This window comes from Methanoculleus sp., assembly GCF_035363275.1.
Taxonomy (GTDB): domain Archaea; phylum Halobacteriota; class Methanomicrobia; order Methanomicrobiales; family Methanoculleaceae; genus Methanoculleus.
Window position 1 is genome coordinate 13,351 of the sequence record NZ_DAOSET010000002.1, and the last position, 13,927, is coordinate 27,277.

12 protein-coding genes and 1 tRNA gene are annotated in these 13,927 nt (G+C 58.4%); 10 read left to right on the forward strand and 3 right to left on the reverse strand.

What is annotated here, in order from left to right; all coding sequences use genetic code 11:
- Genes PLN84_RS00475 through PLN84_RS00485 form a run of 3 tightly spaced genes read right to left on the reverse strand, consistent with a single transcriptional unit; the run spans nucleotide 1 to nucleotide 3,343 of the window.
- Nucleotides 1-1,290, reverse strand: coding sequence for an ATP-binding protein (locus PLN84_RS00475; protein WP_292386296.1), 1,290 nt, complete (start codon nucleotides 1,288-1,290; stop codon nucleotides 1-3).
- 44 nt (nucleotides 1,291-1,334) lie between these two features.
- Complete coding sequence (gene map, locus PLN84_RS00480) at nucleotides 1,335-2,216, reverse strand: type II methionyl aminopeptidase (protein ID WP_292386297.1); 882 nt, start codon at nucleotides 2,214-2,216, stop codon at nucleotides 1,335-1,337.
- Nucleotides 2,213-3,343: a Xaa-Pro peptidase family protein gene (locus tag PLN84_RS00485; RefSeq protein ID WP_292386298.1), complete on the reverse strand. Its 1,131-nt coding sequence runs from the start codon at nucleotides 3,341-3,343 to the stop codon at nucleotides 2,213-2,215. Before PLN84_RS00485 ends, map begins: the two co-directional genes overlap by 4 nt.
- Nucleotides 3,344-3,402: 59 nt before the next feature.
- On the opposite strand from PLN84_RS00485, the gene PLN84_RS00490 reads away from it, so the two are divergent.
- The 10 genes from PLN84_RS00490 (at nucleotide 3,403) to PLN84_RS00535 (ending at nucleotide 13,912) form a co-directional block, all read left to right on the forward strand.
- Nucleotides 3,403-3,636 (forward strand): hypothetical protein, encoded by a 234-nt coding sequence (locus PLN84_RS00490; protein ID WP_292386299.1) that lies wholly within the window; start codon nucleotides 3,403-3,405, stop codon nucleotides 3,634-3,636.
- A 23-nt stretch (nucleotides 3,637-3,659) separates the two neighbouring features.
- Nucleotides 3,660-3,959 carry a hypothetical protein gene (locus tag PLN84_RS00495; protein WP_292386300.1) on the forward strand — a complete coding sequence of 100 codons (300 nt, stop codon included), beginning with the start codon at nucleotides 3,660-3,662 and terminating at the stop codon, nucleotides 3,957-3,959.
- Nucleotides 3,960-3,998: 39 nt separating this feature from the next.
- Nucleotides 3,999-4,071, forward strand: a tRNA-Asn gene (locus tag PLN84_RS00500).
- Between the two features lie 706 nt (nucleotides 4,072-4,777).
- Nucleotides 4,778-5,509 (forward strand): hypothetical protein, encoded by a 732-nt coding sequence (locus tag PLN84_RS00505; RefSeq protein ID WP_292558606.1) that lies wholly within the window; start codon nucleotides 4,778-4,780, stop codon nucleotides 5,507-5,509.
- Between the two features lie 89 nt (nucleotides 5,510-5,598).
- A complete protein-coding gene (locus PLN84_RS00510) occupies nucleotides 5,599-7,137 on the forward strand; it encodes a coproporphyrinogen-III oxidase family protein (RefSeq protein WP_292386302.1) in 1,539 nt (512 codons plus the stop codon).
- Nucleotides 7,134-8,174, forward strand: a complete 1,041-nt coding sequence (locus PLN84_RS00515) for a radical SAM protein (RefSeq protein ID WP_292386303.1) — start codon at nucleotides 7,134-7,136, stop codon at nucleotides 8,172-8,174. The genes PLN84_RS00510 and PLN84_RS00515 overlap by 4 nt, the downstream gene beginning before the upstream one ends.
- Nucleotides 8,175-8,187: 13 nt before the next feature.
- Nucleotides 8,188-10,329, forward strand: coding sequence for a class I SAM-dependent methyltransferase (locus tag PLN84_RS00520; RefSeq protein WP_292386304.1), 2,142 nt, complete (start codon nucleotides 8,188-8,190; stop codon nucleotides 10,327-10,329).
- 14 nt (nucleotides 10,330-10,343) lie between these two features.
- Entirely contained in the window at nucleotides 10,344-11,345 is a 1,002-nt protein-coding gene (locus PLN84_RS00525) for an ATP-binding cassette domain-containing protein (RefSeq protein ID WP_292386305.1), read from the forward strand.
- Nucleotides 11,346-11,347: 2 nt separating this feature from the next.
- Nucleotides 11,348-12,112 (forward strand): ABC transporter permease, encoded by a 765-nt coding sequence (locus PLN84_RS00530; RefSeq protein WP_292386306.1) that lies wholly within the window; start codon nucleotides 11,348-11,350, stop codon nucleotides 12,110-12,112.
- A 690-nt stretch (nucleotides 12,113-12,802) separates the two neighbouring features.
- Entirely contained in the window at nucleotides 12,803-13,912 is a 1,110-nt protein-coding gene (locus PLN84_RS00535; protein ID WP_292386307.1) for a hypothetical protein, read from the forward strand.
- Nucleotides 13,913-13,927: the final 15 nt, after the last annotated feature.

Consider the following 13,927-nt stretch of genomic DNA (forward strand, 5'->3'; position numbering starts at 1 on the left):
TCAGTAACCGATGCCGCGGATGATGTTGCGCTCTTCGACCCTGAGGAGACCCTGCTCGATGTCCGCCGGGTCGACGCGGCGCCGGTCCTCCATCAGCGCCGACATCACTGCCTCCTTCATCATCATGCGGAGGTCGGAGCCTGAGAACCCCTCCGTCCGGGCGGCGAGGTCCGAGAAGTCGCAGTCGCACTCGATTGTAGCGGCGACCTTTGCGAGGATCGCCTGCCGCATCTCCCTGTCCGGGAGCGGGAACTCGACGACCTCGTCGAACCGCCGCCAGGCCGCCTCGTCGAGAATGCGGGGATGGTTCGTCGCCCCGATGAGGAGGACGCCGTTCTTGACGAAACTGATCTGGTCGATGTTCTTTAAGAGCATATTCACGGCACGCTTCATCGCGCCGTGGTCGTCGCTGACCCGGGTCTTCGCGACGAAGTCGAACTCATCGATGAAGAGGATGCAGGGGGCGAGCTTCTTCGCGAGGTCGAAGATCCTGTCGATGTTCTTGGAGGTCTCGCCCAGGTACTGCGAGGTAACCATCGCAAGACGGACCTCGAGCACCGGCATGTGGAGCGCACGGGACATCGCGAGCGCGAGCGACGTCTTCCCGGTCCCGGGCGGGCCGACGAAGAGGAGCCGGCCGAACTCGTAGATGCCGTGCTCCTTTAAGAAATCCCGGTGTTCGAGTGCGACGCCGATCTTTCTGACGATCTCCTCCTGCCGCGGTGTGCAGACCAGTTTCGCGAGCGAGAACTCGACCTCGTCCGGCGCGCTGATGATGATCAGGTCGCGGGCCTCCCGCATCTCCTCGCTCCCGGCGATGAGTCGGGAGACCTTTGCCTCCATGTACTCCTTCGTGTCCTCGAACCGGGGGTTCTTTGTCCGGACATCCTGGTACCTAACGGCAGTCCCGTCCTTCCCCTCGAAGAAGTATGCGAGGACCGGGTTCTCACCGATCCTCTCCTCCCCGCCCTTCTTGAGGAACCATCCCGCCGCCGCGTCGAGCGAGGGCAGGCTCAGGCGCTGCCCGAAGTCGTCGTAACCGACGAACGGGTTTTTGCGGACACTCTGGCAGACGGCATCCGGGGTGCCGAAGACCTTCTTGAGCGCCCCCTCGCTCACGATCAGGGGGCGCTTCACCTCGGTGCTCCCGCCGCTTCCTGCGCCGAAGAACTCCCGACAGCGCGGGTGAAGGTCGTTGATGCCGAGGTCCTCGTTTCGGTTGAATATCTCCGCGGTGAGCAGGAGTTCCATGATGCCGAGGACGTCACGCGTACCCGTTTCGCTGGTCATATCTATGAACAGACATATTGGCGCGCGATATCAATAAGCGTAGCTCAACGGGTGGTGACCTCGCATCCCTCTTCCGTGACGATCAGGGTGTGCTCCGCCTGAGAGACGAACGATCCCGGCACGTCGTGCAGCATCGGGAAGGGGTGGAGGATTCCGGCCCGCACGAGGGTGGATAGGCCGATCTCGACCTTGTCGCCGGGGATCCAGCGGCGGGAGAACGGTAGGCCGCGCCGGGGCCGCGCCGTCTCGAGGATCCGCTTTGCCGACGGCAGGCGGGCGGGACGGGCTGCGATCTGCTGGTAGATCTCCACGCGCGTCGCCTCGCCGACCCTGCCCGACCCCGTCGTTGCGAAGGGCTCGATGGCAAAGACCATCCCCTCCTCAAGAACAGCCCCGCCGCTCATCGCGACGTTCGGGATGGTGGGCCTCGTGTGGAGGTTGTAGCAGTCGAGGCCGTGCCCGGTGAGGTTTGCGACCGGCTTGTAGCCGTGCTCCTCGATCGTTGCCTGGACGGCCGCCCCGAGCTCCCCGGTGGCGACCCCCGGGCGGACGAGGGCGATCGCCGCCTCGAGCGCTGAGCGTGATGCCTCGACGAGCGGACCGTGGTCGCCGAGGTCGACGGTCATGGCGGTGTCGGCGATGTAGCCGTCGATATGCACGCCGAGGTCGACCTTGACCAGGTCTCCGCGGGCAAACACCCGCTCGTCGCCGGGCATGGCGGTGTCGTGGGCCGCTGCCTCATTGAAGGAGACGTTCAAGGGGAAGGCGAGGAACGCTCCCTCCTCCGTCACCATCGTTTCCGTCGCTTCGACCATCTCAAGGAGGCCTGCCCCCTCCTTCACGAGCCCCGCGCCCCGGTGGAGTATTTTCTGTGCCAGCGCTCCTGCTTCGCGGTAGGCGTCGTAGACAACATCATCCATGATCATAGCGTGAGCTCTTCCGGGTATTGGGTGAACCGGTCAAAGCCGTCCGGGGTCACGGCACCCATGTCCTCCAGGCGGACGCCGCCGATGCCGGGGTAGTAGAGCCCCGGCTCGATGGTGATGACGTTCCCGGCGACGAGCGCTCCGCCCTGAGGTCCGAGCGACGGGTCCTCGTGCACCTCGAGCCCGACCCCATGGCCGAGGCTGTGGGTGAACCCGCGCATGTCACTCTCGTAGCCGCGGTCGCGGAAGAACTCGACCGTAGCACGGTAGAGGTCGGTGCCGACGGCCCCGGCCCTGACCATTGAAGCCGCGAGAGCTTTTGCGTCCCGGACCGCCTCGTATATCTCGCGGATCTCCGGTGACGGCTCGCCCTTCACGACCGTCCGGGTCATGTCGGCATGGTAGCCGCTCCGCTCGTCCTGGGGGTAGATGTCGATGACGATCGGCTCGTCCTCCTGGAGCGGCCCGAACCCTTCGTTGTGCGGCAGGGCAGTGTCGGGGCCGCAGGAGACGATGGTGTCGACTCCCCGGCAGCCGTGGGCGAGAAGGAGGGCGTGCATCGTGGCACGGACGGCCTCAGAGGTGAGGGGCTCACCGTTGCGGTACAGGATGCCTCCCTTCGGGACGGAGGCGCGGATGAGGGCGATTCCCCGTTCCAGTGCCGCCTCGGTGACCCGCTGGACCGAGCGGATGCGGTCGATTTCGTCGGGGGTCTTGACCGCCCGGATTCCCTCGACTGCTCCCTTCTCGTCGAGGAGAACCGGGTGAAACGACTCGAGCTCGCGGGCGAGGGCGAGCGGGAAGGTCGCGGGGACGAGGACGGGACCGGCGGCGAGGTCTGCAATCATGTGGGCGGTCGCCCGCCAGCGCGTCTCCCCGGCTTTGACGTGCTCGAGGTAGCCGGCGTCAGCGCGGGTGACGACCGCTGCAATCGATTCCCGGACCGCCCGCTCGTGCTCCATCTGCGGGACGACGATCATCCCGCGCTCGCCGGGCTTTGCCACGTAGACCACGGGGTCGGTGGTGCGGAACCGGGTGAGGTAGCGCACGTTGGCATCTGCAGACGATCCGTAGGCTGCGTATGCTGCTGCCCCGGCATCCCGGATAGCAGAATCCAGTCCGTTCATTCTACCAGCTCTTCTGTTGAAACCACAAGTACTTTTACCACCACGTTGAAGTATGAATAATGGATGAGGCAACCAAACAGGTCTTCAAGGCTAAGTTTGCCATGCTGACGATCATGTTAAACGTCATCGTCCTCTGCTTCGCCATGGGTGTCTTTGTCCTCCTCCGGTTCGCGCCCGAGGGAACCATCGGCCTTGCTATCGGCATTCTTCTCCTTGCTGTCGGGGCGGTCTTTGCCGTATCGTTCCGGAAGCGGTACACCCAGGCAAAGGTCTGGCTGCACGAACAACCGTAACGCGCAAAGAGTATTTGATAGGTATGCTGGCTAAACTCAGATCCGAGATCGAACTCCTCTCAAGGCACCTTGAGGTGATCCGGGCGGTCGTGGAGCACCAGCCCATCGGCATCATGAAGCTCTCCGAGGTCTTGGACCTCCCCTATCACCGGGTCCGCTATTCGCTGCGGATTCTTGAGCAGGAAGGCTACATCCGGGCTTCGCCGGCGGGCGCGGTGGCGACGCCGCTCGCGGCGGACCTTCTTTCGGGTCTCGAGGGCGAGGTCGACGGACTGATCGATCTCCTCGTCAGCATCAAGCAGGAGAACTCCCGTAATGTTTAATACGGTTCAGACAAGACATTATAGAGCACTTGTTCCAGTGCCGCCATAACTCAGTTGGTAGAGTGGCTGGCTGTTAACCAGCATGTCACAGGTTCGAGTCCTGTTGGCGGCGTCATTCTTTTTCCTGTTACTGTCATAATAACGGTAACGGGCTTAATCCCTGTTTTCTCCTTGAGTTTGTCCCAAAACACCTTTGCCGGGAGGGGGTGTCCTCCTCCCGGACCCTTCCCCGCGTGGCGATACCCTATGGAAAGCCGTTTCACCCTTCTAGTCCCGAATACGGTTTAGATGGCAGATCCCGAAGATATAAATGTTTCAACCAGGGTATACCGGTGGTTCACAGATCCTTTTGGGACAACCTCCCTATAAGGTTGCAACGATGGGTCCCTGATACGCCCTTACAGATCCGATTATCCAGCCATCCTGTAGGGGCCTTGCGTACATACGGACGGCCCGACGCCTGCTGCCGGCACCGGCTCATCCGAATAACAGGCGTTCTATTCGGAAGCGATCCCGGACGTTCCTGGCACCTTCGCTTCCCTGCCATTCATGATATATGCGTTATATATTATTTTGTCAGAAATATATATATACACTCATGTGTATTCTCTGGATGTATGAGGGTGATCTGCACAACCCCCGGGGGTATATCCCCACCTGTTGCTCATGTAAAACCCGAAACGGACCAATATTCTGCTTCTCGATCACACAATCCCTTCTCTGACGAGTCTCTTCGTGGATATGCGTAGATCTGTTTTGCCTTCCCTCATGCGGATGTATCCTCTGGTCCAGAAGGAAAAACTCGAAGGTGAACCGACATGAAATATATAAGCGCAGGACATGTAACTCTAGTTGTTTTTCTTATTATTGCTCTTCTTGCAGTCGCGTCCGCCGCCGATATTGGCGGATCGAACATAACCGGTAACGTGACTGTCCCTGGCGGATCGAACATAACCGGTAACGTGACTGTCCCTGGCGGATCGAACATAACCGGTAACGTGACTGTCCCTGGCGGAATGAACGGGACCGGGAGTCTCCCCCCGCCGGGGTTTGAGAACCTCAGTGTTCAGGTCATAGCGTCGACCATAGGCCCGGCACAGGCAACTATCGGCGGCGACATCGTCGTCTGGGTGGACAATGTCAGCGGGCAGACTGATCTCTTCCTGTATAACCTCACCAACGGCGAGGTCCAGCAGATCTCGGACGATCCATTGGAGAAGATGGATCCGTTCACCGATGGCAAGCGGCTTATCTGGAGCCAGAATTTCAACGACCAGTGGGATCTCAACCTCTATGACTTCACGACCGGTGCGCAGGTATTGCTGACCAACGATGCGGCCGTCGAGAGACACCCCTCGATCTTCGGGAATACCGTTGTCTGGAGCGCTGAAAACGAAACCGGGTGGAATGTCTATAAATTGGAGTTGTCCGGAGGTCCGACGGGGAACGTGACCCCGCCCGGAGGCGTCACCCCGACACAGTCCCAGTTCCCGGCGCAACCCCGGTACGGAGGCGCCACTCCGGCACAACCTGTGGGGCCGCCTGTTTGATGAACCCAGATGGCACCCGCCTGCTGCCGGCACCGGGGATCTCTTAGCGGCAGCAGGACCCGCCCCGATACGTTATCAGAAGGAAAGTGATGCAATTGAAAGAGAACTGTTCAGGAGACTGCCGGGAGATCCTGGCCGGAGCCATGCAACGTCTGCACGAGATCAAGAAACTGCAGGCTGCAGGCCTCATATGCCATGACGGGGATTTCGTCCCCTCGGTCCATTACCCGCCCATCACACAGTATGCTCCCATCACCGAAGATGAGCTCTTTGCCGGCTATACCCTGCCTGAGGACGAACTCCTCGACATCTATGTGCATTTCCCGTTCTGCAAGCAGCACTGCACTTTCTGCCATTATCCGGTCAAACTGGGAGAGCAGACAGAGGAGAAGGACCGTTACCTGACTGCCCTGGAACGGGAGATGGACACTTACATGGCCCGGTTGGGCATCGGGCGTATCAAGGCCAGATCAATCCTGATCGGTGGTGGTACGCCCACCTCCCTTGCCCCGGAACAGCTGGAACGGTTTCTCCGGTTCTTCTGCGAACGGGTCGATCTGAGGCAGTGCAGCCAGTTTAACTACGACGTCGACCCCGGCACGCTTGTCGGAAGCGTCGGCCTTGAGCGTTTACGCATCATGATGGAGTACGGTGCGAATCGCCTGACTATCGGCGTGCAGTCGCTCGACGACAGTGTGCTGAAGGCCATGAACCGGCCCCACGATGCCCGGACCGCAATCGAGGCAATCGAGAACAGCCGCCGGTTCGGCTATCAACTCAACATAGAGTTTATCTTCGGTCATACTGGAGAAACCCTGGAAAACTGGATTGCCGTCATGGAGAAGGCCGTCACGTTGCCGGTAGACGAGATACAGCTTTACCGCCTGAAAGTTCTTCCATATGGGGACCGCCACGGTAGCGTCGTCAGACTCCGGAGAAAGGATCCGCTCAGCATCCCGCCGTTTGAGGACACCATGATGATGAAGCAGGTTGCCATCGAGATCCTCAGGAGGCATGGCTTCCAGGAGAATCTCCGTCGTGTTTACTCGAAAAAGAAGGAGCACTACTCGCACTATGCCTATAACCAGTGCTGCATGCTCTACGACCAGGTTGGATTCGGGATTACAGCGTTCAGCAGTCTCAGGGATAGATTCGGACTGAATACGCAGCATTTCGACGAGTATTACGCCTGGATCGAGAAAGGAAGTCTCCCGCTGAACCGCGGCATTGTCCGCGACAGGGAGGCTCAGGTGCGGTGGGCAACGGTTCTGCCGCTCAAGAACAGCGAGCTCAGGAAAGCCCGCTTTGAGGAAGTGACGGGGATCCCCTTCGATACCGTCTTCAGAGCCAAGGTCGCCCGACTGAAGGAATTTGGGTTGATCGTGGAGAATCAGAACATCGTCCGCCTCACGGAGTTAGGCGCGTTTGTTGCCGATGAAGTGGTCGAGCAGTTCAACGCGAATGAGTTCATGCCGTTCTCAAGCGATGCATATGCGCCCGGACCGTTGCACCCTTACGCCGACAACACTCCCCGGGATGCCCTGGGAAGCACCGGCCCTCCTGCAACGTCCGGCGCCATCCCGGCAGACGACGTTGCGGACGACCCCCGGAGGTGCGGTCGTCCATGAACGATCAGCAGTTGCCGGGCTCGTCCATCCTCTCGATGGGCGACCGACAACTCTTACGCTTATTGACCTCAACGGGGGACCTGCAGCAGGAGCTGTTCCGGCAGGCAAGGTCAGTGCGGCACCGTTATTCGGGCGATGAGGTGAAACTCCGCGGCGTCATCGAAATCTCCAACATCTGTCAGAAGGACTGCGACTACTGTGCAATGCGCCGAAGCAACAGGTCTCTGGACCGGTTCAGGCTCGATGCGGAGACGATCTTGGCCGTTGCCGGGGAGATCCGGGATGTCGGCATCACGACGATCTTTCTCCAGGCAGGGCAGGACCGGCACTGCGACGCAATCCTGAACGAGGTCATCCCTGCAATCGCACACGATCTGGGGGCAGAAGTTCTCTTAAATGTCGGTGAGCGCAGCAGCGAGACCTACGAACGGTTTGCACAACTGGGAGCCCGCTCGTTCATCATGAAGTACGAGACCTCCGACGCCGGCCTGTACCATGCGATCACGCATGGACCGCTCGACCGGAGGCTCCAGTGCATGAAGTGGATACGGGATGTGGGCATGAAGATCGGGACGGGTAATATCGTCGGGCTGCCGCAGCAGTCGATCGAAAGTCTGCTTTCAGATATCCGCCTGGCCTTTGAATTCAGGCCGGATTTCGTCAGCGCGGCCCCCTTCATACCCAACCCGGGAACGCCGCTCCAGGACCGGGCTCTCGGCGATCTCAACCTCACGCTCAACACGATGGCCATTCTGCGCATCGGACTGAAGGATGCGTTGATCCCATCGGTCAGCGCCCTGGAGTACGTCCGACCCGGGGGTCAGCTCATGGGGTTGAATGCAGGAGCGAACGTCATGACCATCAACTTCACCCCGCATTCCTATCGGGAGAACTACAGGATCTACGCTCAAGACCGCTTCATCGTAACGCTCAACCACGCTATCGAGACGGCTAAATCAGCCGGATTAGACGTGGATCTCGGGATTCAGCTCAGGATTGCTGCGTCGAACTCCGCATCGTCGAAGGGCGATTCGTGAGGAGAGGAGCAGTATGGTCGAGAGCCATCCGGAAACCTCCCCGGTATCGGGGGACGCAGACCTGGATTCTGCTGCTACGCTGAATGTCCGGTCGAAAGCCTCGGTTATCCACATCGGGAGCCTTGACTCCTTCGATATCACCGAGGGGGGGAAGGCTGCAGCACGGGAGATCCTCGACTACCTGGACACAGGTCGCGAGGAGTCGCTCAGGCGGGCTATTGACATCTACGACGATATTATTCCTAACGAGAATTTTGGGGGCGAGTACACGGCACTGCAGTGGATCTCCAGGCTGTTTCTCGCCCCGGAGACCCAGAAAACGAACTTTCTCTCGTATCCGCTCGTCGCTAGCTGGGTCGATCTCCTGGTACGTGACGACTACGCGAATTTACGGGATTATCTTAAACTGAAATATCACTTCGTCGACGACGAGAGCGCAGGCCATGAAGCCAAAGAGAAACTCCGTTTTCTTGAAGACTTCATCCTCTTCAACAATCCCGATCGCGAGCGCTGGGATAAGATCGGTGAGAACATCTATCAACTCGGCATCAAGGAAGGTGACAGCGTTATAGATTTTGGATGCGGTCCGGGGTATTTCACATTCAAGTTTGCCAATATCGTCGGCAGAACGGGACATGTCTATGGGATTGAGACGAACGAGCAGCATATTAACTTCGCTAATGACTACATACGACAATATCAGATCGGCAACGTGGGCGTGTATCAATATCGGGCGGACGGGTGGGGCCTCGATAAACCCGTCAAAGCCGAAGTGATCTTTCTCTGTTCGCTATACCACATCCTCTATGCGGCCTTCACGGACAGGGAACGGGACCTCTTTATCGAGCATATCAAGCGTTACCTGAAAGAAGACGGGCGTCTCATCATCGTGGACAACGATCTCGTCGAAGGCACGGACCTGCCATACCACGGGCCGTACATCTCCCGTGATATGATCATCAGCCAACTGTGGCACTACGGCTTTGAGCTCCTGCTGCAGTACCAGTTCACCGCCCAGCGCTACATCCTTGAGTTTAAACAGGCCAGCAAACCCCGGGCTCCTGCGGATCCACCGCCTGCAGTCCCGGCGGTGTTTGCCGATGAGGCATCCGTGCAGACCATTAAGATCACCTCGCCGCTCTCCCTCATCCGCTACCGCATGATCGGCACCGCGTCGCAAGGGTATACCGTTCTGGGCAAGAAAGCCGCCAGGCTCTTTTTTGGGGCGCTTGAAAGCAGGGATGAGACCGGTCTCGCCGCTGCACTTACTGCATACAGGGAGTTGATCCCGCAGGAGCGGATCGGCGACGAGTATACTGTTTTTGAGTGGTTTTGCAGGTATCTCCTGGCGCCGGAAGAGAAGCAGGCAGAGATGCTTGCCGATTCGCTTGACGCCGAGTATTTCCACACCCTGGCGGACGACGACTTTGCGCTGTTGAAGAAATATCTCCGGATAAAGTACGATCTGGCGCAACCAGATCCAGAGATGCCGGGAATGGACGACACATTTGCACGCCGACAGATCCACGATGTCATCTACGAGTATTCAGGGAATGAAGTGAGTTTCGACCAGCTCAACGAGTGGAACGAGTTTATCTCTTTTAACAACCCTAACCGGGACTCGTGGGAGAAGACCGGCAAGATGCTCGATTATCTGAACATCCGTGAGGGCGAATCGGTTGCCGATATCGGCTGTGGGTTCGGATTTTTTTCATTCAAATTCGCCCGGATGGTGGGCAAGACCGGCAGGGTTTACTCGACCGAGATCAACAGAAACGCGCTTGCCTACGTGGAGACGGCTCGCGACAAATTCGGGCTGAATATAGAGGCCATTCAGGCGCGCCTGAATGACGCCGGCCTGCCGCCTGACAGCGTCGATACCATCTTCATGTGCTCGATGTACCACGCTGTCTATATCGCGTCTCTTGAGTTCGTAAAAGACGAATTCATTCTCAGTTTAAAGAGGGCTTTACGGAAAGGCGGGCGACTTGTGGTCGTGGATAACGCGATAACGCCTCCTTCCATCGTGGCGTACTTTGGCTCCGCCATCGCCAAAGAACTCGTCATCTCCCAGTTGAAGTACTACGGGTTTCGGCTGGTGGATTCCAGACAGTTCGTTCCCCAGCGGTATGTGCTGGTCTTCCAGCAGGACTGACGGGGCGGGTTTGCATGTTCTATGCCATAGAGACGGAGGGGATCACGAAACGGTTCGGCGGGGTTGCCGCCGTGAGCGATGTCAGCATCTCGATCGAGCAAGGCGAACTGCTCGGGCTTCTTGGCCCGAACGGGGCAGGGAAAACCACGCTCATTAACATGCTCTCGACCATGACCGAGCCCTCGGGCGGGAGTGCCAGGGTATGGGGGTTTGACGTGGTCGCGGACGCTCATCGTGTACGGCAGAGCATCGGGGTGGTCTTCCAGGACATCACCCTCGACGAGCGTCTCACCGGGCGGGAGAATCTGGATATTCACGGCAGGCTGTACGGTCTTGAGGGCAGGGTGCGGAGGGAGAGGGTCGAGGAGGTCCTTGCCCTCGTCGATCTCACCGATCGGGCGGATACCCTGGTCAAGACCTACTCCGGCGGTATGCTGAGACGTCTTCAGATTGCACGCGGGTTTGTACACAAACCCCATATCCTGTTCCTGGACGAGCCCACGCTCGGTCTCGATCCGCAGACGCGGATCCACATCTGGGAGTATATCAAGACCCTGACGGAAGAGGAGGGTGTGACGATCGTGCTCACCACGCACTATCTGGAAGAGGCGGACCACCTCTGCAACAGGGTTGCCATCATCGATCGTGGCAAGATCGTCGTCATCGATACCCCTGAGGCCCTGAAGAGCCAGCTCGGGGGGGACGTGATCACGCTTGAGGTGGAGGGCGCTGCCGACATTGCCCGGCTGCGCGCCCTGTACGAGAGCAACGGGTTTGCACGGGTGGTGACCCGGGGAAGCACCGGGGTCTCGATGGCTGTCAGGGACGGTGAACGCAACATCCCGCACGTCCTGAATCTGGCCTCCCGTGCGGGTATCCTGGTCCTCTCCGTCAGCCTGCATAAGCCTGCGCTGGACGATGTCTTCCTCCATCACACCGGCCGGGCGCTGAGGGATAGAGAGACCGGGGATGCAGAAGAGTACGGGAGGTCCCGGACCCGTCCGATGAGGAGGTGACGATGATCAAAAGAGCAATGAATGTGATCTACGCCATGTGGCTTGGTGAGATGCTGCGATTCTGGCGCTCGAAATCGCGTATCATTGGTGCTCTTTCAACGCCCCTGACGTTCATGATCTTCCTCGGCCCCGGTCTCAGTTCCGGTTTTCAGTTTCAAGGCGGAGGCACCGTGGATCTCAGTTTCTTCGCGCCGGGTTTCATAGGGATGTCCGTCCTCTTTGCGTCCCTGTTTGGCGGTGGGTCCGTCGTATGGGAGAGGGAGTCCGGCATCTTAAAAGAGGTCCTCATCGCCCCCATCAGTCGTTTCTTCATAGCGCTTGGAAAGGCTGCCGGCGGCGTCACCATTGCCCTGATCCAGGGCATCATGTTGCTGATTATTGCCGGGCTGATCGGCGTGCGGTACATCTCGGGCATCGGCGTGCTGGCAGGCCTTATCATCATGGGTCTCTCGGGTATTGGGTTCATCGGGCTGGGTGTTGCACTTGCGTCCAGGATCGAGAGTCCCGAAGGGTTTCAGATGATTATGAGTTTCCTGACGATGCCTCTTGTTCTTCTGAGCGGAGCGTTCTTCCCGATCTCAGACCTGCCCATCTGGCTGGGGGGTCTTGTATATCTCAATCCCCTCACCTATTGCGTCGAAGCGCTTCGCTGGTGTCTACTGGGGTACTCCACAATTCCCATTTCATTGAGTGTTGCAGTAATTACCCTATTTGCCGTTGCCATGCTTGGAATCGGAGGAAATCTTTTTGGGAAAATAAGGATTTAGGTAAGTATATACGATTGACTTCTCCATCAGGATCAAGGCAGGGCTAATCCCGGCCATTTGAAACTAGATGTCGGTCGTATCGGCTTGTTCTTCATATGCCATGTATTCTCCGTGCGCCTGCAGAGGCCAGTAAATTATTTATAATATAATTAAACCCTTTACACCGGATCCCCCTGATGCGTGGAGAAGAAATGTTCGTTAAATTGAGAGTTCCACAAAGAGTGAACGGGTCTTCAATGGAATCATTCTCCAGCCCTTGATAGACTTATCTCATCGTTCCGGGGGTTCCAATAAAAATAACGGCGCAGGCTTCTACGATACGATAGGCTGCGGGAGAGGTGCCGATGGCATATAGAACCCTCATGTAGAAGAGCATCAGAGCGGCGAACCGGGGGAATATTTCCCCGAACGATAACCGGCCTGCTTCGCGATCACGGGTGAGATGATATGGGGCAGATAATGTACGTTCTGGTTGTCCTGTTTGCCGTCGTCATAAGTGTCACAGCAGGGGCCGTTACGTCCCCGGCAATACCGGTTCCTTCCGAGCAGTGGACCACAGATACCGTTATTACGTCCCCGGCAACACCAACTCCTCTTGGACCACGGGCAACGGACACTGCAACGGTATCGCCCGCAACACCAGAATCACAGATCGCTGTCACGGGGGTTATTGTTAGTCCGGAAGTATTCATGTACGGGGATACCGGTACGATCCGGGTAGAGATCAAGAACACGGGATCCACCGGGGTTGCCATCGGTGGTGCAAGGCTGTTTTCGGGTGGAGTAGCCGTGCTCAACGACAAGACCTACGATGCGGTCGGCACCATCGCTCCTGGAAGCACCATGCAGTTCACCTTCACCATGAAGGCAAATGTCGCCGACGGTATTTATTACCAGGAGTTTTACCTGGATATGCGCGACGGCGGAAGTTTCCGTTACTACGTTCCGGTGAGGGTTTCAGACTCGCAGATCTGGGTTTCCATCCTGGATGCACCGGAGACGTTCCCGGCCGAGAGCGCAGATACTGTTGTGCTTTCCATCGGTAATCCCCGGGACAATACGGTGAACGGCGTGACGATCACCCCGACGGGGAGCGGGTTTACATCCATTCCGAAAGCTGTTTTCCTTGGTAATCTCCCGGCCGATATGGTGAGGAGCGCATCCTTCAATATCACCGCATCGCAGGCGACCGATCTCACATTCGTCATCTCCTACCGGAACGGGATCAATCAGCACAATGAGACCCTGACCCTCCCGGTTGTGATCGGCCGGAGGACGGTGGAACCGGAGATGGTGATCAACAACATCGAGATAGCCCGGAACGGCCCTTCAGTCAATCTGACAGGAGACGTGACCAACGCAGGTCTTAAGGATGCATACTCCGTTCAGGTCACCGTCGGCAGCCCGGCGCAGGCAATCGCTCCCTATCCGGTGTATGTTGTCGGCAGGCTCGAACCCGACGACTTTTCGAGTTTCGAGATTACATGCAGAGCCGAGGGGGCATCCTCGGTGCCGCTGCTCGTCCAGTACAAGGACGCTACCGGCAAAACTTATGAGGAGACCGTGACCGTCTCTCTGACCGAGACGCAATTGCCGTCGCAGGGGAACACCGGCATTCAGTCAGGCTCGACCTCATCACGAAATGGCCCCGGTGGAGAGGGAGTCTCCGGACCCTTTGATGGGGGGTCTGCGCGGTTTCCGATCCTTGAGATCGCCCTCGTGATCGTCGGGGGCATTGCCGTCGCCATCGCATGGCGGAAGGGGTATTTCGCGAAGATCCGCAAACGCCCGCCCGGATAGGCGGATACCGTGATC